Here is a 24,775-nt window from a genome sequence, read left to right as displayed (position 1 = left end):
AATTCTCCGGCCCTGGCGCTCCACGGCGCCTCCCTCTGTCCTGCTGGACATCTCCCCCTCTAGGGGGGAGATTGGCGGCTTCGCTGCCACGGCTCTCCCTGCGATGTTGGAGATTGGCGAAAGCGGGCCTGATATCCAATCTCCCCCCTTGAGGGGGAGATGGCCGGCAGGCCAGAGGGGGGTGCTGTCCCGCCAGCGTGGAAGCGATCATCTCAATTTCCCTCGAACACCGGCTTCTCCTTAGCCACGAAAGCCGTGTACGCCCGCTCGAAATCGCGGGTCTGCATGCAGATCGCCTGCGCCTGCGCTTCCGCTTCGATCGCCTGGTCGAGACCCATCGACCATTCCTGGTTCAGCTGCGTCTTGGTCATGCCATGGGCGAAGGTCGGGCCGGAAACGATGCGCGCGGCCATGTCGAGCGCGTCGGCCTCAAGCGTTGCGGTATCGACCAGCCGGTTGTAGAAGCCCCAGCGCTCGCCTTCCTCGGCACTCATCGTGCGGCCGGTATAGAGCAGCTCGGCGGCGCGGCCCTGGCCAATGATGCGCGGCAGGATCGCGCAGGCCCCCATGTCGCAGCCGGCAAGGCCGACGCGGGTGAACAGGAATGCTGTCTTGGCCTGGGGCGTGGCGATGCGGATATCGGAGGCCATGGCGATAATCGCGCCGGCGCCGACCGCCACGCCATCGACCGCCGCAATAATCGGCTTGCCGCAATTCAGCATCGCCTTGACGAAATCGCCCGTCATGCGGGTGAAGGCGAGCAGCGCCTTCATGTCCATCTTGACCAGTGGGCCGATGATTTCGTGGACATCGCCGCCCGAGCAGAAATTGCCGCCATTGGGCAGGACCACCACAGCATCGACATCATCGGCGTAGACAAGGTCGCGAAATATGTCGCGCAATTCGGCATAGCTGTCGAAGGTCAGCGGGTTCTTGCGCTCCGGTCGATCGAGCCGGATCTTTGCGATCTTGCCTTCGACCTGCCAGAGGAAATGCTTCGGCTTGCGGCCGGCCAGCTTCGTCATTCCCGTCCCTCCCAATTGCTGCGGAAGGAGGTCAGCATGCCGGTCAGCCGGCGCGCCTCATCCTCGCTCACATCGCCCAGCAACTCGCCGACCCATTTTTCATGCGCGGCGGCGATCACGGCGAAAATCTTCGATCCCTCTTCCGTCAGCCGCACCATCGAGGTGCGGCGGTCGCCATTGCGTCGGGCCCGCATCACCAACCCTTCCGAGACCAGCCGGTCGATGATGCCGGTGACATTGCCGTTGGACACCAGCAGGAAGCGCGAAAGATCGCTCATCAGCATGCCCTCCGGCGCGCGGTAGAGCGCGGCCATCACGTCGAAGCGTGGCAGCGTTGTGTTGAACTCTTGCCGCAGTCGTTCGCGCAGCTCGGCCTCGATGGTGCGCGAGGCGCGCAGCAGGCGTATCCACAGCCGCAGGCGGTCCTTGCCGGGTCCGGACGGGGCGGGCAGGGGACCGGCTACCATGTCCCACCTCCGGAGATCGAAATCGTCTGCCCGGTAATCGACCGGGCGGCGTCGCCACACAGATAAAGTACCGCGGCCGCAATTTCTTCCGGCTGGATGAAGCGGCCTTGCGGGTTGGTCGCGGCTAGGCTTGTCCGTGCCTGCTCGGACGAGCGGCCGGTCGTTTGGACGATGCGCTGGACGGTGCTCTCCAGCATCTCGGTTTCGACAAACCCTGGGCACACGGCATTCACTGTTATGCCGGACTTGGCGGTCTCGACGGCGAGTGCCCGCATCAGGCCGACGACGCCATGCTTGGCGGCAACGTAAGCTGCGACATAGGGATAGCCTTTCAGTCCGGCGGTGGAAGCGACGAAGATGATACGGCCAGTCTTGCGCACTGCCATGCCGGCCAACGCCGGCTTCACCGTCAGGAACGTACCGGTCAAGTTGACGTCGAGCGTGCGCTGCCAGTCTGCCAGCGAGGTCCGCTGCGCCGGGGCACTGCCGGACATGCCGGCATTGGCAACGACGATGTCGAACGCTCCGCGTGCCGCTTCCGCGGCCTCGTAGAGCGACGCCATCGACGTCTCGTCGGTGACGTCGGCGGCAATGGCGAAGATGGACTTGTTCTCCGCGGCGACCTCGGCAAGCGGCTCCACGCGCCGGCCGCAGATGGTCACGTCAACGCCCGCGCCGGCCAGCGCCAGCGCGATCGCGCGGCCGACGCCGGAGCCGCCGCCGGTGACCAGCGCATGACGCCCCGAAATCGTCGCCGCGGCACTCATACTTTCAACCCCGCTGCCGCTTCGCGTTCGGCCAGCCGGTAGAGCTGGTCGCGGCCGGGCAGATAGGGATCCGGCCATTTGACGCCGCGATCGCCAAGCATGACGGCCGCGTGCAGCGTCCAATACGGATCGGCAAGATGCGGCCTAGCCAGTGCGACGAGATCGGCGCGGCCCGCCATCAGGATCGAGTTGACGTGGTCCGGCTCATAGATATTGCCGACCGCCATCGTCGCCATGCCGACCTCGTTGCGGATGCGATCGGAAAACGGCGTCTGGAACATGCGGCCATAGACCGGTCTTGCCACGGCCGAAGTCTGGCCGGCCGATACGTCGCAGATGTCTACGCCGGCCTCATGCAGCAGCCGCGCGATCTCTACGGCATCGGCCGGCGTCACGCCTTCGATGCCCAGCCAGTCATTGGCGGAGATGCGCATCGAGATCGGCTTCTCGGCCGGCCACGCGGCGCGCACCGCATGAAAGATTTCCAAGGGGTAGCGCATGCGGTTTTCCAGCGAGCCGCCATAGGAGTCGGTGCGCCGGTTGGTCAAGGGCGTGATGAAGGAGGACAGGAGATAGCCGTGCGCGGCGTGGATTTCGAGCATGTCGAAGCCGCAGCGCGCCGCCATCTCGGCCGAAGCGACAAACTGGTCGCGCACCATATCCATGTCGGCGCGGTCCATCGCCTTCGGCACCTGGTTTTCCCGCGACCACGGCACGGAAGACGCTGCCATGACGGGCCAATTGCCTGAGGGCAGCGGCACGTCGGTTCCCTGCCAGCCGAGCCTGGTCGACCCCTTGGCACCGGAATGGCCGATCTGGGCGCAGATCTTGGCCTCGGTTTCGGCATGGACGAACTCGACCAGCCGCTTCCAGGCGACCTCATGCTCGGGCGCATAGAAACCAGGGCAGCCAGGCGTGATGCGGCCCTCCGCGCTGACGCACGTCATCTCGATGTAGAGGAGACCGGCGCCGCCCTTGGCCCGTTCGGCGTAATGGGCGAAATGCCAATCGGTCGGACAGCCGTCGACCGCTTTGTACTGCGCCATCGGCGAGACGACGACGCGGTTCTGCAGCGCCATGCCGCGCAGCCGGAACGGCGCGAACATCGGCGCGCGACGCAGATTGTTGCCCCCGGCGCCGGCCTGGCGCTGGAACCACTCCTCGGCGCCGGCCAGCCATTCGGCATCGCGCAGCCGCAAATTCTCGTGACTGATGCGTTGCGAACGCGTCAGCAGCGAATAGTTGAACTGCACCGGATCGAGGCCGAGATAGCGCTCGACCTCCTCGAACCATTCGAGCGAATTGCGCGCCGCCGACTGCAGCTTCAGCACTTCGGTGCGGCGGGCGTCCTCATATTTGCTAAAGGCGGCCTCGAGGTCTGGCTCGGACTCGAGATAGTCGGCCAGCGCCACCGCGCTTTCCAGCGCCAGCTTGGTGCCGGAACCGATCGAGAAATGCGCGCTCGCCGCCGCGTCGCCCATCAGCGCCAGGTTCTTGTAGGACCAGCGTTCGCACAAGACGCGCGGGAAATTGATCCACGCCGAGCCGCGGATATAATTGGCGTTGGTCATCAGCGCGTGGCCGCCGAGATGACGGGCAAAGATGCGCTCGCAGACGGCAATCGATTCCTGCTGCGACATCGCGCCGAAGCCGAAGCGCTGCCAGGTCTGCTCGCTGCATTCGACGATGAAGGTCGCGGTATCGCTGTCGAACTGGTAGGCATGCGCCCACACCCAGCCATGCTCGGTCTTTTCGAAGACGAAGGTGAAGGCGTCGTCGAATTTCTGGTGGGTGCCGAGCCAGACGAACTTGCATCTACGAATGTCGATATCGGGCTTGAACACGTCGACGAAGGCGCTCCGCGCTTTCGAGTTCAACCCGTCGGCGGCGACAACCAGGTCGTGCCTCTCCATATATGGCTTGGGATCGGCGATGTCGGTTTCGAAGACCAGCTTGACGCCGAGTTCGCGCGCCCGCCGCTGCAGCAACGTGAGCAGCCGCTTGCGGCCAATGCCGCAAAAGCCGTGACCGGTCGAGACCGTGCGCACGCCGTCATGGATGACGGCGATATCGTCCCAATAGGCGAAATGCTTGCGGATCCAGACGGCGCTGACCGGGTCGTTTTTGGTCAGGTTCTCCAGCGTTTCCGCCGACAGCACGACGCCCCAGCCAAACGTATCATCGGCACGGTTGCGCTCGAACACCGTGACCTCATGCGCGGCATCCCTGAGCTTCAGCGAGATTGCAAAGTAGAGCCCGGCTGGTCCGCCGCCGAGAACCGCAACTTTCATCGTGCGATCTCCTCTTCGCTTCTGTTTGTCGAGTTTACGCCTGAGACGGATTAATTCAAGCTTGAAGTTTCAGGATTGAAACAATCCGCCCCAGAAACCCAGCTTGCCGGCAGTTGCGCAGGCCAGGGACGCCCCGGGCTATTTTTCCGGGTTCTTCGGGCTCCACAGCACCGTCTCCGCATCTTTTTCATAGGCCATGCCATTGGGATAGCTGATCGCTTCCAACTGCAAGCCCCAGGGCGCCTGGAAGTAGAGGATGGTCTGGCCGGCCGCCGGGCCTTCGGTAACCGGCAGCGGTCCCATCCGCGTCTTGACGCCCTTGCCGTCAAGATAGGCTTTTGCGGCGGCGATGTCGTCGACATAGAAGGCGATATGGAAGCCGCCTATGTCGCTGTTGCGAGGCGTCAGGTCCTTCTGGTCCGGCGCGGTGTATTTGAACAGCTCGATGTTCGACCCGTGTCCGCAGCGGACCAGGGTGATCTCCTCAATCACCGCCTTGGGATCGACGCCCAGCAGATCCTGCATGAATGTGCCCTTGTCGTCGGCGAACGGGCCGAACGACATCGCCTTCTTGCAGCCAACCACCTCGGTGAAGAAATCGACCGCCTGCTCCATGTCGGGGACGGTGACGCCGGTGTGGTCGTGGCCACGCATGCCGGGAATGGAACTGGCGTAAGCCGTGCCGATGCCTCCCAGCACGGTGGCGGTGAGCACTGCGTAGCGGATTGCATTCTTCATGTCAGTCATCCTCCATCGCGGGACATTTTGCCGGGTGCACGCCTGAGGCCCGCTCTTTAGCGTGCGAATAGGATTGTGTTTCATGCCGGCGCCTTTGCGGCGGGAAGCAGCCAGGCATCATCGATCTCGGGCAGCGGAATGGCGGCGAGGAGGTCGCGCGTGTAAGCCTGCTGCGGCTTCTCGAACAAAGTATCCGTCGCACTGGCTTCGACGATCGCGCCTTCGCGCATGACGATCACTTGCCGGCAGAGCCGCCGGATCACCGACAGGTCATGGCTGATGAAGGCGACGGTCAGGCCCATCTCCGCTGCAAGCTTTTCCAGCAGCGTCAGGATCTGTGCCTGCGTCGACACGTCGAGGCCTGAGACGATTTCGTCGGCCAGCACGAATTTCGGCGACAGCGCCAGCGCTCGGGCAATGCCGACGCGCTGGCGCTGGCCGCCCGACAATTCATGACGATAGCGGCTGGCGAAGCCTTGCGGCAGGCCGACGCGCTGAAGCGCTTCAGCAACTCGGGCTTTCAGATTGTCGCCGAGGCCATTCTGTTTGAGTGGTGCGGCGATGATGCTGGCGATGGTGCGGCGTGGGTTAAGCGACGACATCGGGTCCTGGAAGATCATCTGCAGATTGCGGCGCAGCGGCCGGAGTTCGGCCTCAGCCAGATGCGTGATGTCGCGGCCGTCGAAGATGACCTTGCCGGCGCTCGGCTCCAGAAGCCGCACTAAGGCGCGGCCAAGCGTCGATTTGCCGGAGCCGGATTCGCCGACGATGCCGGTCACCGATCCCTTTGGCAGGTCGAAATCCAGCCCTTTCAGGATCTCGGCCAAGGGCGCGCGGCCGATCAGCGGCTTGCGCGTCATGTCGGGCAGCGCGACCTTCAGCCCACGCACGGAAAACAGCGGCTCAGCCATGCGGGCGCCTCCAGGCCTGATCGGCGGCGGCGATCTCCGAAGCAAGCCCGGCCAGCACCGCCTCGTCCACCGGCTTCAGCGAGGCGAAGGGATCGGTGTAGCGTGGCGTCGCGGCCATCAGAGCTCGCGTGTAGGGGTGCTGCGGAGCGGCGAAGAGAGCGGCCGTTTCGGCCTCCTCGACCACCTTGCCAGCATAGAGCACCGAGACCTTCTGGCTGATCTTGGCGACGACGCCGAGATCATGGGTAACGAACAGGATCGCCGTGCCGTGCTCGCGCTGCAGTTGCGCGATCAGCCGCAGGATCTGCTTCTGCACAGTCACGTCGAGCGCCGTGGTTGGCTCGTCGGCGACGATCAGCCTTGGTTCGGCTGCGAACGCCGCGGCGATCAGCACGCGCTGGCGCATGCCGCCGGACAGCTCGTGCGGATAGCATTTGAGGACACGCTCGGGTTCGCGGATTTGCACCTCGTCCAGCAATTGGCGGATGCGTGCATCGGCCTTCTCGCCGCTCCAGCCGAGGATGCGCACCAGCCGGTCGGTCATCTGCGGGCCGATGCGGCGTGACGGGTTGAGCGCGGTCAGCGGGTCTTGCGGGATCAGCGCCGTGCGCGCGCCGATCAGCGTGCGCCTTGCCTTGGCCTGCAGTTTGCCGAGGTCCTCGCCCTCAAGCAGCATGTCGCCTTCGACGATGCGCACGCTCGAAGGCAGCACGCCAAGCACCGCCTTGCCGATCATCGTCTTGCCGGCGCCGCTCTCGCCGACCAGCGCACGCACCTCGCCGGGCTCGACGGCGAGCGACACCGAGCGCAGCACGCGCAAGCCATTAGGCAGCACCGCGCTAAGGCTGCGTATGTCGAGGCAGGGTTTCGCCAGCGCGTTCATCGCAGCACCGGATCGAAACGTGCCCTGAGGCCCTCGCCAAACTGGCTGAACGACAGCACCGTCAGGATCAGCGTGACCAGCGGGAACACCAGCACCCACCAAGCCTGATGGATCGACAGGCGGCCCTCGGCGATGATGCCGCCCCAGGTTGGGTCGTCGGTCGAGATCGACAGATTGACGAAGGACAGGATCGCCTCGACGATGACGGCAATGCCCATCTCCAGCGACAGCAGCGCGACGATCGACGGCACCACATTGGGCAGCACTTCGCGCAGCATGATGCCGATGCGGCCGTAGCCGGCGATGCGGGCATTCTCGACATAGTCCATGCGCGACTGGCCCATCGTCTCGGCGCGGATCACCCGGCAGAAGCGCGTCCAGTCGATGACGGCAATGGCAATGATAACCGAGCTCAAGCCGGTGCCGAGCACGGCGACCAGAAGGATGGCAAACAGCACCGGCGGAAACGCCATCCAGACATCGACGATACGCGAGATGATGCGGTCGGCCCAGCCGCCGAAATAGCCGGCGATCAGCCCCAGCGTCGAGCCGACCAGGCAGGCGGCAAGGGCTGCCGCGAAGGCGACGATGAAGGCGATGCGGGCACCGAAGATCAGCCGTGACAGGAGATCGCGGCCGAGACTATCGGTGCCGAGCCAGTAGCCGGGCTCGGCTCCATCGAGCCAGAACGGCGGCAGGCGCTCCAGCATCAAATCCTGCGCCAGCGGGTCCTGCGGTGCGACCAGCGGCGCAAAAATTGCGGCCAGCAGCGCAATCAGCAGCCAGCCGCCGGCCAGCCACAGGCGTGCCCGCGAGCCATGTCTCGAAATGCGGGCCTCATCCATGGCGCAGCCTCGGATTGAGCAGGGCGTACATCATGTCGACGGCAAGGTTGATCAGCACAAACAGCAGCGCGAAGACCAGCACGATGCCCTGGATCAGCGGCAGGTCGCGGTTGATGACGGCATCGATCGCCATGTTGCCGAGACCTTCATAGGAAAACAGTCGTTCGACGATGACCGTGCCGCCGATCAGGAAGGTGAACTGCACGCCGACCAGCGTCAGCGTCGGCAGGGCCGCGTTCTTCAGCGCCTCGCGCAGGATGACCTGCGTTTCCGAAAAGCCCTTTACCCGCGCCAGCACGACGTAGTCGAGGTCGAGCACTTCCTTCAGCGACTGTTTCAGCAGCTGCGAGATGATCGCGGCCAGTGGCAGCGCCAGCGCAATCGCCGGCATCAGCATGTGTGCCAGCAGGTCCCTGGTCAGGTCGAAGCGCAGCCGTACGATGCTTTCGAACAGATAGAATTGCGTGGCGAAGGGCAGGTCGAGCTGCGGCGACACCCGGCCAGAAATGTCGAAGATAGGCACCAGCACGCCGAACAGAAGGATCAGCACCAGGCCCCACAGGAAATCGGGAATCGAGAGTGCCGCACCGCTGGCAATGTCGATGCCGGCTTCGACCGCGGTGCCGCGTTCGCGCGCGCCGAGGATCGCCGTCGTGCCGCCGATCGCCAGCGCCATCACAAGCGCGACGATGGCGAGTTCCAGCGTGGCCGGGAGGCGATTGAAGACCAGCCCAAGCACGTCCTGCCGCAGTGAGATCGACGTGCCGAAATCGCCCCTGACGACACCGGCCAGCCAGATGAAGAATTGCTGGACGATGGTCTTGTCCAGCCCGTAAAGCGCGCGCAGCCGAGCGATGTCGGCATCGGTCGCGCCGGGCGGCAGCATCATCGCGATCGGGTCGCCCGGCGCGACACGGATGACGATAAAGACGACGACGGCCACGCCGAACAGCGTGATCGCCATCGTCAGAAGACGGATCAGGAATCTTTGCAGCAGCATGGTCGCCCGTGGCGGAAAATGCGCGCCGTCATTCCGGACGGCGCGCGGCAAGCCGAAGACTGTCTCAGGCCGGGCTCATCAGCGCCGGCAGAAGTGCGCCCGACACATGCTGCACCACATTGACGCCCTTGGCATGCACGATCGGCTGCGCATACTGGATCAGCGGCAGCACATAGGCCTGTTCGGCGATGTATTTGTCGACGGCCTTCCAGCCGGCAATGCGCTTGGCCTCGTCCTTCTCGCCCCATAGTGGATTGATCATGTCGATCAGGTCCTGGCTGTCCCATACCGAATGCGGGCTTGGGCCATACATGGCAAAGCCGGTCGACGTGGTGGGATCGCCGATGGCATTGCCCCAATTGTAGAAGGCCGCCGGCGCCAGCTTGTCGGCGGCGCGCAGCTCGTAGTGCTTGGCGATCTCGTAGACCTCGATCGTTGCCTCGATGCCGACCTTGCGCCACATGCCGACGATCGCCTGGATCATCTCGTAGTCCTTGGGCTTGAAGCCCTTGGTCGTCTGTATCGTGAACTTGACCGGCTTTTCCGGCGAATAGCCGGAGGCGGCCAGCAGTTCCTTGGCCTTGTCCGGATTGTGCTCCACCTTGATCGACGCATCGTAGGCCTCGTATTCCGGCGTCTCCAGCGTATCGATGGGCTGGCCGTAACCGCGCAGCAGCCGGTCGACCAAAAGCTTTTTGTCGACCGCCATCACCGCCGCCTGGCGCACGTTCTTGTCCAGCATCACGTCGATGTCGTTGAAGAAGATCATGCCGATGTCGGAGACGTTCTTGCATGAGCCGGCAAGTCCATCCTTGGCGATCAGGCGGTCATATTCCTCATAGGGGATTTCCAGCGTCACCTGCGAGGAACCGGACTCGATCTCGGCGACGCGGCTCGCCGCATCGGTGACGAACTTGATGGTTACGTTTTCGAAGGCCGGCTTGCCGCCCCAGTAGTTCGGGTTGGCCTTGAGCCGCAGGAAGGCGTTGCGCTCGAATTTGTCGACCATATAGGGCCCGGTGCCGATCGGGGCTTTCTCAAAACCCTCGGCGCCGACCTTTTCGTAATAGGCCTTCGGCATGATGTAGCCGGTCAGGAACGACATCCACTTGAAATACACCGGGTCGAATTGCACGACGTCGCCGGTGATCTTGTTGCCGTCGATCTTGAAGTTGTTGACGTTCTTCCAGACGAACTGGATCGGGTTGCCGGTCTTTTCATCGCCCGCCCGCTGCAGCGACCAGACCACGTCTTCGGCCGTGAATGGCGAGCCGTCATGCCAGGTGACGCCCTCGCGCACCGTCATCATGATCTTGCTGCGATCCTCGTTCCAGCCCCATTCGGTGAGCAGGCCGGGCGCGAAAGAAAGATCCGGCTTCTGCGGGATGAACTGGTCGAACACCGACTGGTAGAGACCCTGGATGGTCGGGTTGACCGCCGAAGGCCCGGTGGTCGGGTCCCAGGACGGCAAATTGACATTGTAGGCGATGGTCAGTTCGCCGGCAGCCTTGGCGATTTGCGGCAGGCCGAGCGCCGTGGCGCCAAGTGCGGCCGCGCCATATCCGAGCAATTCTCGTCTGTTGATTGTCATGGTCGTTCCCCTGTTGCTTTTATGCGCGGTGTCGTTGTCAATCGGTGGGTTCAGGCTCCTTGGGCAACCGCGCCTTGTCCTCCTTCACCCTAGATGAAAAATGGAGCCTACCTCCCGCCAAGTTGTTGCGCGAGCATGTAGCCCGACGCCGCCCCGGTGCCGGCGCCGGGCCATGTTGCCGCCCCGGTCAGGTGCAGATTGCCGACCGGCGTGTTCCAGCCGGCGTAACCGCGCGCCGGCCGGAACAGGAAATTCTGCGCCAGATGATGGCTGCCGCAGATCTGGTCGCCGCCGACAAGGTTCGGGTTCTCGCGTTCGAGGTCGATGGGCGAGAACACGGCGCGGCCGAGGATCTTCCGACGAAGGCCGGGCGCATAGCGCTCGATAATGTCGAGGACGCGCTCGGCGTAGTGCTCCCTAGCCTCGTCCCAGTGAGCCGCCGCGATCGTGCCCGCTGCATCGCCTGCAATCTCGGCTGGCAGCATGCGCACCTGCACCCAAAGTACGTGCTTGCCGTCCGGCGCGCGCGAGGGATCGACGGCCGTCGGCTGGCCGACGACCAGCACCGGTTCATCCGGCAGCATGCCTGCCATCACCTGCTGGTAGGTCAGCGACATGGCGTCGAGCGACGGCGAAAGGTGCACATAGGCGAACTGCCGAAGCTCGGCGCCGGCGCGCCAGTCCGGCAGATCGTCGAGCGCCAGATGGATCATCAACGTCCCCGGCGCGTGGCGGAATTTTTTCACGGCCGTGTCGAAGCCGGTGTCGCCCGATCCGTTAGGCAACAGTTTCCCGGTCAGCGCCTTGGGCGCGACACCGGCGATGACGGCCTTGGTGGCTGTGTGGGTCTCGCCGGAAGCGAGCCGCACGCCGGTCGCTTTGCCGGCCGAAACCGTGATCTCGGCGACATCAGCCCCGGTGACGATCTTGCCGTCGGCGGCCGTGAGCATGCCCGACAGAGCGCGGATAATGGTGTCGGCGCCGCCTCTGCCGAGCACCATGCCGAAGCGCTGGTTGGCCATGGATTCGAGGTAAGGGAACACCGCGCCGCCGGCGATATCGGGGGCGAAGTCGAGATGCATGCCCCAGGTGGCGAGCGTCGCCCTGACATGCGGTGACTGGAAAGTCTCCTCGAGCCAGGCGCGGGGTGACGAAAGCAGCAACCGACCAGTATCGAGCGCGCCCGCAAAACCCTTCTTGCGCCAGAGGTTCCAGGCGGTGCCGGCGAGCGCACGGCCGCTCATCGGCGAGCCCAGCAGCCGGAACAGATGCTCGGCCTCCGCCGGGAATGCCGCAACCAGACGGCGCCATGTCTGTGCGTCCGCGTCGGAAAAAGCGGCCATGCGCGAGACGGTCTTTTCCAGGTCGCTGCTGACGCCGAACCAGCGACCGTCGGGGAAGGCGCTGGCAAAACAGTCGGCCACCGGCACGAATTCCAGCCCGTGGGTTTTCAATTCATTTGCATATTTCTTGTGAAAGGCCGAGCCGGCGAACAGGCTGAGATTCATCGCGCCGAAATCGTGCCGGAAGCCCGGAAGCGTCAATTCGCGCGTCTGGACGGCGCCGCCGATCGTTGCATTACGCTCGAAAACTGCCGTTTTCCAGCCTTTGAGCGCCAGATGCGCGGCGCATGCCAGACTGTTGTGGCCTGCCCCGACAAATATGGCGTCGAACTCGCTCACGCCCCGTCCCATTTGCTTTATGCTTAAAGATAATTGCAGATGCATATGTTTTCGTCTAGTAGGATATTAAGGGCCGCGAGAGCCTTCAGCACCATCGAGAAAGAGGGAACAGAGACCATGGACACACAACAACTTCTAGGCGAAGTCGCCGGCCAGCTGCTTTCAGGCGCCATCCAGGTGGTCGACCTGACGGCGCCGCTCGGGCCCAACACGCCACTGATCAAGCTGCCGCCGGAACTGGCGGTCGACACGCCGAAGATCGAGATCCACGCCATCTCCGCCTATGACAAGAATGGCCCGTGGTGGGCGTGGAACTGGCTCAAGCTCGGCGAGCATTCGGGCACCCATTTCGACGCACCCAACCACTGGATCACCGGCAAGGATTATCCGGACGGCGCCACCGACACCATTCCGGCGCAGAACTTCGTCGGCCCGGTCAACGTCATCGACTGTTCGAAGCAAGCGGCAGCCGATCACGATTTCCTGCTCACCGTCGATCACATCAAGGCATGGGAAGCCGAACATGGCGCTATCAATCCCGGCGAGTGGGTGGTGATGCGCACCGACTGGTATAAGCGCAACGGCTCGGAAGCCGAGTTCCTCAACGCCAATGAGACCGGACCGCACACGCCTGGCCCGACCGCCGAAGCCATCCAGTATCTGATTAGCAAGGACATCAAGGGCTGGGGCAGCGAGACGATCGGCACGGATGCTGGAAAAGCAGGGGGAATGGAGCCGCCGTTTCCGGCGCATAGCCTGATGCACAAGGCTAACCGCTACGGCCTCGCCAGCCTCTGCAACCTCGACCGGCTGCCGCCGAAAGGCGCGATACTGATCGCTGCACCGCTCAAGATCGAGCACGGCACCGGCAGTCCGATCCGCGCGTTGGCGTTGGTGCCAAGGCAATAGGGTAGCTGCGGTCTTCGGGAGAAGATCATGTGCGGAAATGGCACTGTGGTGACGGAGTGGGAGCGGCAGCCTTGCAAAGCTGCGGCTCTACGGCGCCGTAGAGCGCCAATCTCTGCAATTGAACTCCTGCCGGCTAGGAGCACGCATCGATGAGCGCTCCCGATCACATCGTCGTCGGCAGCGGCATCAACGCGCTGGTCTGCTCGGCGATGCTTGGCGGCAAGGGGGCGAAGGTGCTGGTGCTCGAGCGCAACGACCGCATCGGCGGCTGCATGCGAACCGAAGAAATCACCGCGCCCGGCTTCATCCACGACGTGATGGCGACGACCTTTGTCCTGTTCATCACCTCGCCGGCGTATGCGGCGCTGGGCAAGGATCTGGCGCGGCACGGCCTGGAGTTTTGCAACACCTCCACGCCGACCGGTGTGCTGCGCCCGGACGGCAGCCATGCCGTCCTGCGCACCGATCGTATCGCCAATGTAGCGGCGATCAATGCGCTTGCCGCGGGCGACGGCGACCGGCACGCAAACGATGTCGGCGAGATCGAGCGCAACGCCGGTCTGCTGTTCGGACTGCTCGGTGGCAGCCTGTGGTCCTACCCGACGGCCAGGCTGCTGGCGGGTGAAGCCTGGCGGCGCGGCCCGCGTGGCCTTGCCGCCTTTCTCGGCAGCGCGCTGGTGCCGGCGCGCGGTTGGCTGGAAAGCACCTACCAGTCGGAAACCATGCGCGCGCTGTGGGCGCCCTGGGTGCTGCATGCCGGCCTCGGGCCTGAGGACGTGTTCTCCGGCCAGATCGCCAAGGTCATCGCCTTCGCGCTTGAGGCGGCCGGCGCGCCGATCGTCAAGGGCGGTGCCAGGAATCTGCTGGCCGCCTTCGAAGCCCTGATCAGGGAACGTGGCGGCGAAATCCGCACCGGCGCCGACGTCGCGGCTATTGTCCAAAGCGGAGGCCGCGCCGCCGGCGTGCGGCTGGCTTCGGGCGAAACGATCAACGTGAACAAGAGCGTCATCTGCTCGGTCACGCCGACCCAGCTCTACGAGCGGCTGCTCGGCGACGCGGCGCCGAAAGCAGACGTCGAGGCAGCGCAAAAATACCGCTACGGCAAGGGCAATTTCCAAATCCACTATGCCTTGGACAAGCCGCCGGCATGGCGCGGGGAGGGCCTGGACAAGGTCGCGCTGCTGCATCTGACGCCGGGCCTCGACGGCGTCTCGAAGGCCTGCAACGAAGCCGTGCGCGGCATGCTGCCGGAGGTGCCGACCATGTGCGTCGGCCAGCCGCACGCGCTCGACCCATCGCGCTGCCCGGACGGCAAGGCGGTCCTGTGGCTGCAACTGCCCGAGGCGCCACGGCATATCAAGGGCGATGCCGCCGGCAAACTGCAAACACCGGCAGACGGTCGCTGGACCGAGGCGCTGCGCGAAGCCTATGCCGACCGCGCCGAAGCGATCCTCGCCAGCCATATCGATGGGTTCAAGGACAGCGTCATCGCACGCCGCGCCTGTTCGCCGGCCGATCTGGAAGCGATGAACATCAATCTGGTCGGCGGCGACCCCTATGGCGGTTCCCCGGCTATCGACCAGTCGTTTCTGTGGCGGCCGTTCAAGACGAGCCGCAATCACGCCACCGGGGTCAGGGGTCTCTACCACATCGGTGCCTCGACCCATCCGGGTGCTGGCTTGGGCGGCGGCTCCGGCTTTCTCCTGGCGGGGAGGCTGTGATGGAACAGAAGGTTGAAAAGCGCCAGCGCATCTCGACTTTGGGCCAGATCGGCCTGCAGCAATTCGCGCCCTATCTGATGAACCGCATCATGGGCCGCTACAACGCCACTTTGCGTGACAATTTCCGCAAGCAGGGCCTGACCATTCCGCAGGTGCGCACGCTGGCCGTGTTGTCGGTCACCGATGGCGTCACCGTCAACGATCTCTCGGTCTATACCGTCATCGAGCAGTCGACCTTGAGCCGGACGCTCGACACGCTGGAGGGGCAAGGGTTTGTGCGGCGCGAGCAGGGGGTCACCGACAGCCGTATCCGCCATGTGTTCCTGACCGACGATGGCCGCGCCGAGTTCGCGCGCGCCTGGCCGGCCATGCACGACGCTTTCGAGGCAATGTTCGACGATGTCGACGATGCCGAATACGCGGCGCTGATCGCGACATTGCAGAAGATGCTGAAGAACATTCGCAAGCACGACATCTGATCTTACGCGCCGCCATCGGGGCGGTAACGGAAGGAGCCCAAAATGGCCGAACGGTCTTTTGCCAAGGAAGTCGAAAAGCTCAGGCTCGGCGCCGGCGAGGAGTTTTCCGGCGAAGGCATTCTCGCCATCACCAAGGCGCTGCTGCAATGCGGCGTCGGCTATGTCGGCGGCTATCAGGGCGCGCCGATCAGCCATTTGATGGACGTGCTGGCCGACGCGCAGGATATCCTGGGCGAGCTCGGCGTGCATTTCGAGGCGAGCGCCTCCGAAGCGACCGCCACGGCCATGCTGGCGGCATCGGTGCACTATCCGATCCGTGGCGCGGCCACCTTCAAGTCTACGGTCGGCACCAATGTCGCCTCCGACGCGCTCGCCAATCTCGCTTCCGGCGGCGTCACCGGCGGTGCGCTGATCATCGTCGGCGAGGATTACGGCGAAGGCTCCTCGATCATGCAGGAGCGCAGCCACGCCTTTGCCATGAAAAGCCAGGTCTGGCTGCTCGACCCGCGACCGAACCTGCCGTCGATCGTCAAGGCGGTGGAGGACGGCTTCGAGCTGTCCGAGGTTTCCAACACGCCGGTCATGCTGCAGGTCCGTATTCGCTGCTGCCATGTCCACGGCCACTTCATCGCCAAGGACAACAAGCGCCCGGCAATGACTGTGGCCGATGCGCTCGAGGCGCCGCGCCGCGACACCGGCCGCATCGTGCTGCCGCCCGCGTCCTTCCTGCACGAGAAGGAAAAGGTGCAGAAACGCTGGCCGGCGGCGGTGGATTTCATCCGCACCAACAAGATCAACGAGTTTTTCGGCCCGGAGCACGGCTCGGTCGGCATCGTCATGCAGGGCGGCATGTACAATTCGGTCATCCGGGCGCTGCAGCGGCTTGGCCTCGCCGACACTTATGGCGACACCGACGTGCCGCTCTATGTGCTCAACGCCGTCTATCCCTTAGTCGACGACGAGTTCCTGTCTTTCTGCGAAGGCAAGGACGCCGTCCTCGTCGTCGAGGAAGGCCAGCCCAACTACATCGAACAGGCCTTTGCCGCGATGCTGCACAAGGCCGGCCGCGGCACCAGGCTCGTCGGCAAGGAACATCTGCCTATGGCCGGCGAATATACCGGCCAGGTGATGCTCGACGGCATCGGATCGTTCCTGCGCGCCACCATCCCGCATCTGCTGCCAAGCGAGGTCCGCGCGCCGAACAAGATCGGCGACGGGCTCGACACCGCCGACCTGATCAACGTCGTCCCGGGCCGGCCGCCCGGCTTCTGCGTCGGCTGCCCGGAGCGGCCGATCTTCGCCGCCACCAAGCTGGTCGAGCAGGAGCTGGGCAAGCACCACATCGCCTCCGACATTGGCTGCCATCTGTTCTCGATCATGCCGCCTTTCGAGCTCGGCGCCACTACCATGGGCTACGGGCTGGGGCCGGCCTCGGCTTCGGCGTTCAATTCGCCCGATGCCAAGCGCCGCTCGATCTCCTTCGTCGGCGACGGCGGCTTCTGGCACAACGGTCTGACCTCGTCGATCGGCAACGCGGTGTTCAACAAGAACGACGGCGTCATCGTCATCGTCGACAATTTCTATTCGGCCGCCACCGGCGGCCAGGACATCCTGTCGTCCCGCGCCGGCAACAAGACCAAGTCGACCAAGCACCCGATCACCGAGGCGGTGAAGGGCATGGGCGTCAAATGGCTGCGCCACATCGACCGCACCTACGACGTAACCAAGATGCAAGACACGCTGCGCGAGGCGCTGACGACGGACGAAAAGGGCCCGAAAGTCATTGTCGCCTCGTCCGAATGCATGCTCAACCGGCAGCGCCGCGAAAAGCCGCTGGTCGACAAGGCGATCAAGGGCGGGGCGCGCATAGTCAAGCCGAAATTCGGCGTCGACGAAGATATCTGCACCGGCGACCATGCCTGCATGCGGCTTTCCGGCTGCCCGTCGCTGTCGGTGAAGTCGCTGGACGACCCCCTGCGCGACGATCCGGTGGCGCATATCGACCAAAGCTGCGTCGGTTGCGGCAATTGCGGCGAGGTCGCCGATGCGGCGGTGCTCTGCCCATCCTTCTACCGCGCCGATGTCGTGCACAATCCGAGCCGCTGGGACCGTTTCCTTGAAGCCGCTCGCCGCGCCATGATCGGTCTCTTGCAGCGGCGCCGTGAAAGCCGGCGCCTGATATTCGCCGATGCTTGACGCCGTGCCCTCATCGCGCTCGAAAGCCGGCGCCCCCGAAGACGAGCGCGTCATCAAGCTTGCCGTGCTGGCGGTCGGTGGCCAGGGCGGTGGCGTGCTGGCCGACTGGATCACCGACGTCGCCGAGCGCAACGGCTACGTCGCGCAATCGACCTCGGTCGCCGGCGTCGCCCAGCGCACCGGCGCCACCATCTATTATGTCGAAATGTGCCCCGACACCGGCCGCCTGCCGGTCTTCGCGCTGTCGCCGTCGCAGGGCGACGTCGACATCCTGATTGCCGCCGAACTGATGGAGGCCGGCCGCGCCATCATCCGCGGCTTCGTCACGCCCGAGCGCACGACGCTGATCGCCTCGTCGCACCGCATCGCCGCGGTCTCGGAGAAGATCGAGCCCGGCGACGGCCGCGCCTCGTCCTCCAAGGTGCATGCCACGGCGGAAGCCGCGGCCAAGCGCTTCATCGCCTTCGATATGGAGAAGATCGCCGCCGACAATGGCTCGATGATCTCGGCCAGCCTGCTCGGCGCGCTGGCCGGCTCCGACGCCTTGCCGTTTACACGCGAGAGCTACGAGCAGGCGATCGGCGCCGGCGGCCGTGGTGTCAAGGCCAGCCTCGCCGCCTTCGGCGCCGCCTACGATCGGGCGCGCGGCATCGCGAGTGCGCCTTCGGGCGACAAGACTGCAGGGCCGGCAGCCGCTGAAACCGGCTCGGGCGCAACGGCAAAGGTGAGCGGCCCGCAAAGTCTCTTGCGAGGCTGGCAGCAACTGGCCGCCCGGGTCGATGCTTTGCCGGCTCCTGTCGCCGACATGGCGCTTCGCGGCCTGAAAAAAGTGGTCGACTATCAGGACGTTGCTTATGGCGGCGAGTATCTCGATAGGCTCGACCGGGTCGTCGCTCTGGACGATGCCGAACACGCCTACGCGCTGTCGATCGCCGCCGCCAAGCATCTGGCCAACGCCATGTGCTACGACGACATGATCCGCGTCGCCGACCTGAAGACGCGCTCTAGCCGCGACCGACGCGTACGCCGTGAGGTTGGCGTCAAGGACGGCTCGGTCCTGCAGGTGACCGAATATTTCCATCCGCGCATCGAGGAATTCTGCGGCACGCTGCCGGCCGGGCTCGGCAGCTACATCGAGGCGCGGCCGAAGCTCGCCGCCTTCCTCGACCGCCGCATCAACCGCGGCCGCCATATCCGCACCGACAGTTTCGCCGGCTTTGCCGCTTTGTGGTTCATCGGCGGCCTGCGCCGCTGGCGCCGCCGCCTGCTGCGCCACAAGGTCGAGACCGCGCATCTCGAGCGCTGGTATGCGCTGGCGCTGGGCCAAGTCGGCGAGGACTACGCGCTTGGCACGGAGATCCTCAACTGCCGCCGGCTGATCAAGGGCTACAGCGACACCCACGCCCGCGCGCAGTCGAAATTCGACCGGGTGCTGTCGGCACTCGACCTGGTCAAGGGCCGCCCGGACGCCGCCGACTGGATCCGGCGCCTGCGCGAAGCCGCGCTGAAGGACGAGAAGGGCGACATGCTCGACGGCGCGCTGAAGACCGTGGCGTCGCTGGGTGATAGCGACGTTCCATCGAGTTGATCTGTGAAATGGTCCCGTTTAATTCATCGAGAATTTTGGTGCCGCTTAGGTGACTCGAACACCTGACCCCATCATTACGAATGATGTGCTCTACCAACTGAGCTAAAGCGGCCCGGGAAGCCGAGCTTCCAGGATGGGCTGCGTGATAGACGCAACCGGCCGCGAATTCAAGATGGCAGTCGCGATTTCAGGACGAGGCAATTCGTGCCGCCTCCGGCCGGGCGCAAGGGCAGCCGCCGCGCCGATCTACCATTGGCCGCGCGATGCCGCATCGGCACGCCGCGCGACCGCCACGTTGGCCGTGACCGGAAAATCAGCGAAAAATGTTGATGCCTTTACCGAAAACCGCCGAAATAAGCTTTGTACCCCTCGGCAAGGCAGAATGCGGCCGCTCGCTTGTTGATTGATTGGTCGCCTGCGGCTAACGATCATGACAAAGTGAGTGAAATTGCAGAGGGAATTCGCTTGGACGCGATCGAAAAAGCGATCCGCAATGCCTTCGAGAAAGGCAATGCCGACGACCGGGCGTTTCGCGAGCGGGTCTATCGATCGGCTTTCGCGGCGCTCGACCGTGCCCTGCAGGCCAATCCAAACGTCACCGTGGAGGTCGCCATCAAGCGCCGCAAGGCGGTCCAGGCGAAGATCACCGAAATCGAATCGGAATTCCTGCCGGCGGTTGCCGACGTTGCCGCGCCGACCGACAGTTTAGAGGCAGCACCGGAGGTGGAGCCTCCGGCCGAAGCCGAAGCCGAGCCCGCGCCGTCGCCCGATGTCGTCGTTGACGGTCCGGCGCAGCCGCCCGAATCCGATGCGCCCCGGTCGCGCGTCCTGCCGGTCGTTCCCGACATCATGCCCGATGCGCCTGTTCCCGAGGCGCCGGTTATCGACATGGGGGCCTCGGTTCCGACCGAAGCCGACGTCGAAACCGACGACGCGGAAGTGACGCCCGACCGCGACGACCGGCGGGCGAGGCGGCGCCGCCTGCCCTTGACCGCGATCTTCTTCGGTGTGACGCTGCTCGCAGCCGCCGGCATCGGCCTTTATTTCGCCAACCAGACCGGCGTCTTCAAATCGGCGACCGAGCTCGACACAGCGCCACCGGAAGCGCCGCCAACGGTCGATGGCGAAGATTTCACGCCGGACGACACCGCTTCGCCGCCAAAGCAGGGCGAGGAGGACCAGGCGCGCGACTGGATCAACGTTTTTTCGCCGGGTGACCCGACGCAGGTCAATGCACCGTCGGACGCCAAGGCCGACGTCATCCAGGACGAAAGCGGTTCCTTCCTGCGCATCCGCTCGGGGGCATCCGGCTCGGCCATCAGCTTCGACGTCGGACAAGGCGTGTTGGAAAAACTAGCCGGCAAGCATGCCACATTCGACATCATCGCGCGCTCCGAGGAGGGGCAGGAGACGCAGATTTCCGTCGATTGCAATTTCGGCGAACTCGGCGACTGCGGCCGCAAGCGCTATGCGGTCGGTCGCGAGCGCAATGAATATCTGTTCGACGTGCGCTTTCCCGACAAGCGTCCGGGTGCTGCCGGCACCATCGCCATCAATTCCGACTTCGACAAGCAGGGCAAGTCGGTCGACATCTACGAGATCCGCGTTTCAGTCGTTCCCTAAAGCACGTCGCGTTCGGACCGGCCTCATGCGACGCACTTTAGGTTCTTGTTTTGGTGCATGTCGTTACCGCAAAACCGCTGCACACTTTTTGCGCCACATGCACTAACTATCGAGCAGCGCCTGCAGCGTCTCGATGCGGTCGGCTTCGGCCGCCGGCTTGTCCCAGCGCAGCCGCGAAATGCGCGGAAAGCGCATGGCAACGCCGGATTTGTGCCGCGTCGAGCGGTTGAGCCCTTCGAAGGCTACCTCAAGCACCAGCCCGTTCCTGCGGTCGGCACGCACCGAGCGGACCGGGCCAAAGCGCTCGATCGTATTGTCGCGGACATATTTGTCGATCTGCCTCAGTTCCTCGTCGGTGAAGCCGAAATAGGCTTTTCCCACCGGCACCAGCTCCTCCGATCCTTCCGGCCCGGACCAGACGCCGAATGTGTAGTCGGAATAGAAGCTCGAACGCTTGCCGTGGCCGCGCTGGGCATACATCAGCACCGCGTCGACCGTGTGCGGATCGCGCTTCCATTTGAACCACGGGCCCTTCGGCCGCCCGGCCACATAGGGCGAATCCCAGCGCTTCAGCATGACGCCTTCGATGACCGGATGCAGCGGCTTGCGGCGCAATTCCTCCAGCGTCTGCCAGTTGGTGAATTCGACCAGCGGCGACAGATCGAAGCGGCCCGGATCGAGTGTCCTGACGAAGGCCTCGAGCCGGCCGCGCCGTTCGCGGAAGGGAAGTCCGCGCACATCCTCGTCACCAATCTGCAGCGCATCGTAGCAGCGCATGAAGGCGGGGTATTGCTGCTGGATCTTGGGTGACACGCTCTTGCGGTTCAGCCGCTGCTGCAGGTCCGAGAAGGTGCCCGTCGCCTGCCTGGGGTCACCGACCAGAAGCTCGCCGTCGAGGGCGCCGGAAAAATCCATCGCCTCGGCAAGATCCGGAAAGGCGCCGGAGACATCGTCACCGGTGCGCGAATAGAGCCGGCGAATGCCGCCTTGGCAAACCGCCTGGACGCGGATGCCGTCCCATTTCCATTCGGCCGCGTAGTCGGCCGGGTCGAGCTTTTCGAGGTCGCCGTCGCCGACGGCATTCGACAGCATCACCGGCCTGAACAGCGCCAGCGCCGTCTTCCTGGGTTTTTCGGCCTTGCCTTCGAGCCAGGCGAACAGCGCGAGATAGGGCGGCGTCAGCCCGTGCCAGAGTTCCTCGATCTCGGCGACATCGACCTTGCCGAAATCGGCCAGCGCCTGCTTGGCGAGCCGCGCCGAGACACCGATGCGCAGGCCACCGGTGACCAGCTTTATGATGGCAAAGCGCGCCGAAGTGCTGGCGCTGTCGAGCAGCCGGGCCAGCACCTGCGGCCCGTCGGAACGGCTCGCCGCCTGCAGCTTCGCCACCACCTCGGCCAGCGTCGGCTCGTGGTTCGCAATGTCGACCGGCGCCTGCGGCCAGACCAGCGACACGGTCTCGGCCAGGTCGCCGACATAGTCGTAGGAATAGCCGAACAGCACCGGATCCATGCGCTCGATCACCAGTGTGCGCAGCATCGCCGGCTTGACCGCGGCGATGGACAGATCGCCGGTGATGGCAGCCAGCGCCAGCCCGCGGTCCGGATCCTCGACGCTGCGGAAATAATCGGTCAAGAGCGTCAGCTTGCCGTTGCGCGACGGCGTCAGCACCAGCCGGTCGAGAAGCTCGGCGAAGCGGTTCATGGGAGGGGCGACGCCAATGGGAAAGGCTTGCGTTCTGTCGCGCCCCCCTCTGTCCTGCCGGACATCTCCCCCTCAAGGGGGGAGATTTGCTGTCGCGACTGCTTTCGCCAATTTCCAACGTTGCAGGATGAGCGGCAAAACCAAAGCTGCCGATCTCCCCCCTTGAGGGGGAGATGGCCGGCAGGCCAGAGGGGGGCGCCGTAGAGCGCCGTACCGGCGATTGCTGGATCCAAAAACACCATCAATCGCCCTCGTCCTCATAGCCAACGAGATGCAGCGGCCGAGCCGCAATGCCTTCGAGTTCGCACCAGCGCACCAGAGCCTCCTCGCGGCCATGCGTTACCCAGATTTCTTCGGCGCCGGTCTCCTTGATCGTGGCGGTCAACTCGTCCCAGTCGGAGTGGTCGGAAATGATCAGCGGCAGCTCGACGCCGCCCTGCTTGGCGCGCTGGCGGATGCGCATCCACCCTGAGGCGAAGCAAGACATCGGATCGGGAAAACGCCGCGCCCAGCGATCGGCGAAGGCGGATGGCGGGCCGACGACGATGGCGCCGGCAAAGTCGCTTTTTTGGCCGGTCTCGACGGTCGCCGGTTCCAATGTGCCGAGATCGATATTCTGGCTCTGGTAATACTCGCTGAGCTTGGCCAGCGCGCCGTGGATGTAGATCGGCTTTTCGTAGCCGGCATCGCGCAGCAGGCGCATGACAGCTGCGCCTTGCCCAGCGCATAAGCGCCGACCAGATGCGTGCGCTCGGGAAACTGTTCGGTCGATTTCAGCAGCCGGGCGATCTCTTCGGAATCGGGCGGATGCCGAAACACCGGCAGGCCGAACGTCGCCTCGGTGATGAAGACGTCACACTTGAGCGGCTCGAACGGCTCGCAGGTCGTGTCCTTCTGGCGCTTATAGTCGCCGGACGCGACGATGCATGTGCCCTGATGCGCGACCTTGATCTGCGCCGAGCCCAGCACATGGCCGGCCGGGTGAAAGCTGACGGCCACACCGCCAAGCGCAATCGTCTCGCCGAGCACGGCGGCTTGCGTCGTTCCGGCAAAACCTTCGCCGTAACGCAGCCCCATGATATCGAGCGTCTGCTGCGTCGCCATTACCGAGCGGTGGCCGGAGCGGGCATGGTCGGAATGGCCATGTGTGATCAGCGCCCGGTTGACCGGCCGCACCGGGTCGATGAAGAAATCGCCGGGCGGGCAATACAGCCCTTCCGGCCGGGGATGAAGCAGGTCGCTGGCGCGCATGGCCCCAAGATAGGCGCTAATTCCGGCGCGGGAAGCCTGTTGTAAGTCACTGCTGACTCCAGCATAGAGCGCAAGCCGGCTGCAAACACCCGGCGGAACCCGATCGCATGAAACCGCTCCAGACCTCGTCCGGCGATTTGACCGCCGACCGCCGCGCCGACTATGCCGAAATGCTCTATGCATCCGGCGATCATGCGGCAGCGGCGGAATTGCTGCTCGGCGCGCTCGAACTGGCGCCGCAATGGCCAGCCGGCTGGTTCCGCCTCGGCGAGATGCAGGAAGCGGCAGGCGCGCCCGATCGTGCCGCGCAGGCCTGGACGACGGCACTGCGGCTCGACCCGGCGGACAGGCTCGGCGCGGTGCTCAAGCTGCAATTGATCGGCAGGGCAGCGGCGGCCCCGGCGCCGCCCAGCGCCTTTGTCGAGACGCTTTACGACCACTATGCCGGGAGCTTCGAGGGTGAGCTGGTCGACAGGCTCGGGTATCGTCTGCCCGAATGCCTCGACCGCGCCATCCAGGCAGCACGGCCGGGCCGGTTTTCGCTGGCGCTCGATCTCGGCTGCGGCACCGGCCTCATGGGCCAGAGGCTGCGGCCGATCGCCGATCGGCTGGAGGGCTACGACATCTCGACCGGCATGCTGAGGCAGGCGCGCGCCAAAGGCGTCTACGATCTGCTCGTCAAGACGGACCTGCAGGATTTTTGCTATTCTGGCCCGAAAGCCGATCTGGTGACGGCGGCCGATGTGTTCATCTATGTCGGCGCACTCGAAAAGGTGGTGAACAAGATTGCCGGAATGCTTGCCGGCGGCGGTCTGTTTGCGTTCTCCGTCGAGACGCTCCTTGGCGGCCACTCGTCTGGCAGCGGCGATTTCGCCTTGCTGCCGTCCCGCCGCTACGCGCATTCCCAAAGCTATGTAGAGCGGGTTCTGGACGCCAACGGCTTTTCGGTCCTGTCGCTGCAGGCAACAATCATCCGGCAGGATCGCCGCCAACCGGTCGAAGGGCTGGCCGTAGTGGCAAGCTTGCTTTCCGGCAGCGTAAAATCTGGCTAAGACTCCTGCCGCTGCGCATGAGAAGCCGCAGCTGCGAACGACAAGGAGCACG

At 64.6% G+C, this 24,775-nt stretch carries 19 protein-coding genes, 1 tRNA gene and 1 pseudogene; 7 read left to right on the top strand and 14 right to left on the bottom strand.

Going from position 1 to position 24,775, the window contains the following annotated elements; genetic code table 11:
- Positions 1-212: 212 nt before the first annotated feature.
- The 11 genes from NKI52_RS13130 to NKI52_RS13080 all read right to left on the bottom strand — a co-directional run bounded on the left by NKI52_RS13130 (position 213) and on the right by NKI52_RS13080 (position 12,200).
- Positions 213-1,025, bottom strand: a complete 813-nt coding sequence (locus NKI52_RS13130; protein ID WP_023676833.1) for an enoyl-CoA hydratase family protein — start codon at positions 1,023-1,025, stop codon at positions 213-215.
- Positions 1,022-1,492 carry a MarR family winged helix-turn-helix transcriptional regulator gene (locus NKI52_RS13125; protein ID WP_352698193.1) on the bottom strand — a complete coding sequence of 157 codons (471 nt, stop codon included), beginning with the start codon at positions 1,490-1,492 and terminating at the stop codon, positions 1,022-1,024. The genes NKI52_RS13130 and NKI52_RS13125 overlap by 4 nt, the downstream gene beginning before the upstream one ends.
- Positions 1,486-2,259, bottom strand: coding sequence for an SDR family NAD(P)-dependent oxidoreductase (locus NKI52_RS13120; RefSeq protein WP_352698191.1), 774 nt, complete (start codon positions 2,257-2,259; stop codon positions 1,486-1,488). The genes NKI52_RS13125 and NKI52_RS13120 overlap by 7 nt, the downstream gene beginning before the upstream one ends.
- Positions 2,256-4,550 carry a bifunctional salicylyl-CoA 5-hydroxylase/oxidoreductase gene (locus NKI52_RS13115; protein ID WP_352698189.1) on the bottom strand — a complete coding sequence of 765 codons (2,295 nt, stop codon included), beginning with the start codon at positions 4,548-4,550 and terminating at the stop codon, positions 2,256-2,258. The genes NKI52_RS13120 and NKI52_RS13115 overlap by 4 nt, the downstream gene beginning before the upstream one ends.
- Positions 4,551-4,688: 138 nt before the next feature.
- Entirely contained in the window at positions 4,689-5,288 is a 600-nt protein-coding gene (locus NKI52_RS13110; RefSeq protein ID WP_023676837.1) for a VOC family protein, read from the bottom strand.
- Positions 5,289-5,368: 80 nt separating this feature from the next.
- The gene (locus NKI52_RS13105; RefSeq protein WP_023676838.1) at positions 5,369-6,199 is read right to left on the bottom strand and encodes an ATP-binding cassette domain-containing protein; all 831 of its coding nucleotides are present in this window, start codon (positions 6,197-6,199) and stop codon (positions 5,369-5,371) included.
- Positions 6,192-7,082 carry an ABC transporter ATP-binding protein gene (locus NKI52_RS13100; protein WP_031211797.1) on the bottom strand — a complete coding sequence of 297 codons (891 nt, stop codon included), beginning with the start codon at positions 7,080-7,082 and terminating at the stop codon, positions 6,192-6,194. The genes NKI52_RS13105 and NKI52_RS13100 overlap by 8 nt, the downstream gene beginning before the upstream one ends.
- A complete protein-coding gene (locus NKI52_RS13095) occupies positions 7,079-7,927 on the bottom strand; it encodes an ABC transporter permease (protein ID WP_023676840.1) in 849 nt (282 codons plus the stop codon). Before NKI52_RS13095 ends, NKI52_RS13100 begins: the two co-directional genes overlap by 4 nt.
- Positions 7,920-8,927, bottom strand: coding sequence for an ABC transporter permease (locus NKI52_RS13090; RefSeq protein ID WP_023676841.1), 1,008 nt, complete (start codon positions 8,925-8,927; stop codon positions 7,920-7,922). The genes NKI52_RS13095 and NKI52_RS13090 overlap by 8 nt, the downstream gene beginning before the upstream one ends.
- A 64-nt stretch (positions 8,928-8,991) precedes the next feature.
- On the bottom strand, positions 8,992-10,518 hold the full coding sequence (locus NKI52_RS13085; RefSeq protein ID WP_023676842.1) for an ABC transporter substrate-binding protein: 1,527 nt from the start codon (positions 10,516-10,518) through the stop codon (positions 8,992-8,994).
- Positions 10,519-10,625: 107 nt separating this feature from the next.
- Positions 10,626-12,200 (bottom strand): phytoene desaturase family protein, encoded by a 1,575-nt coding sequence (locus NKI52_RS13080; protein WP_352698187.1) that lies wholly within the window; start codon positions 12,198-12,200, stop codon positions 10,626-10,628.
- Positions 12,201-12,317: 117 nt separating this feature from the next.
- Between NKI52_RS13080 and NKI52_RS13075 the strand changes: the two genes are divergently transcribed.
- The 5 genes from NKI52_RS13075 (at position 12,318) to NKI52_RS13055 (ending at position 19,093) form a co-directional block, all read left to right on the top strand.
- Positions 12,318-13,109: a cyclase family protein gene (locus NKI52_RS13075; protein WP_023676844.1), complete on the top strand. Its 792-nt coding sequence runs from the start codon at positions 12,318-12,320 to the stop codon at positions 13,107-13,109.
- 149 nt (positions 13,110-13,258) lie between these two features.
- Positions 13,259-14,830 (top strand): phytoene desaturase family protein, encoded by a 1,572-nt coding sequence (locus tag NKI52_RS13070; protein ID WP_352698185.1) that lies wholly within the window; start codon positions 13,259-13,261, stop codon positions 14,828-14,830.
- Positions 14,830-15,309, top strand: a complete 480-nt coding sequence (locus tag NKI52_RS13065; protein WP_352455076.1) for a MarR family winged helix-turn-helix transcriptional regulator — start codon at positions 14,830-14,832, stop codon at positions 15,307-15,309. Before NKI52_RS13070 ends, NKI52_RS13065 begins: the two co-directional genes overlap by 1 nt.
- 42 nt (positions 15,310-15,351) lie before the next feature.
- Positions 15,352-17,505 carry a thiamine pyrophosphate-dependent enzyme gene (locus tag NKI52_RS13060; RefSeq protein WP_352698183.1) on the top strand — a complete coding sequence of 718 codons (2,154 nt, stop codon included), beginning with the start codon at positions 15,352-15,354 and terminating at the stop codon, positions 17,503-17,505.
- On the top strand, positions 17,498-19,093 hold the full coding sequence (locus NKI52_RS13055) for an indolepyruvate oxidoreductase subunit beta family protein (RefSeq protein WP_352698181.1): 1,596 nt from the start codon (positions 17,498-17,500) through the stop codon (positions 19,091-19,093). The genes NKI52_RS13060 and NKI52_RS13055 overlap by 8 nt, the downstream gene beginning before the upstream one ends.
- Positions 19,094-19,129: 36 nt before the next feature.
- Here NKI52_RS13055 and NKI52_RS13050 read toward each other — a convergent pair.
- Positions 19,130-19,205 (bottom strand) — tRNA-Thr (locus NKI52_RS13050).
- A gap of 353 nt (positions 19,206-19,558) precedes the next feature.
- Here NKI52_RS13050 and NKI52_RS13045 point away from each other — a divergent pair.
- Complete coding sequence (locus NKI52_RS13045) at positions 19,559-20,716, top strand: hypothetical protein (protein ID WP_352698179.1); 1,158 nt, start codon at positions 19,559-19,561, stop codon at positions 20,714-20,716.
- Positions 20,717-20,818: 102 nt separating this feature from the next.
- Here the strand turns inward: NKI52_RS13045 and NKI52_RS13040 are convergent, their stop codons facing one another.
- Together NKI52_RS13040 and NKI52_RS13035 are read right to left on the bottom strand one after the other, a co-directional pair.
- Complete coding sequence (locus NKI52_RS13040) at positions 20,819-22,420, bottom strand: cisplatin damage response ATP-dependent DNA ligase (RefSeq protein WP_352698177.1); 1,602 nt, start codon at positions 22,418-22,420, stop codon at positions 20,819-20,821.
- Between the two features lie 241 nt (positions 22,421-22,661).
- A pseudogene (locus NKI52_RS13035) lies at positions 22,662-23,671 on the bottom strand (ligase-associated DNA damage response exonuclease).
- Between the two features lie 107 nt (positions 23,672-23,778).
- On the opposite strand from NKI52_RS13035, the gene NKI52_RS13030 reads away from it, so the two are divergent.
- On the top strand, positions 23,779-24,723 hold the full coding sequence (locus NKI52_RS13030) for a class I SAM-dependent methyltransferase (protein ID WP_352698175.1): 945 nt from the start codon (positions 23,779-23,781) through the stop codon (positions 24,721-24,723).
- Positions 24,724-24,775: the final 52 nt, after the last annotated feature.

Source organism: Mesorhizobium sp. M0590, assembly GCF_040320905.1.
GTDB lineage: Bacteria > Pseudomonadota > Alphaproteobacteria > Rhizobiales > Rhizobiaceae > Mesorhizobium.
The sequence above is the reverse complement of the archived record's forward strand: the minus strand, read 5'-3'. Positions and strand labels throughout refer to the sequence as shown.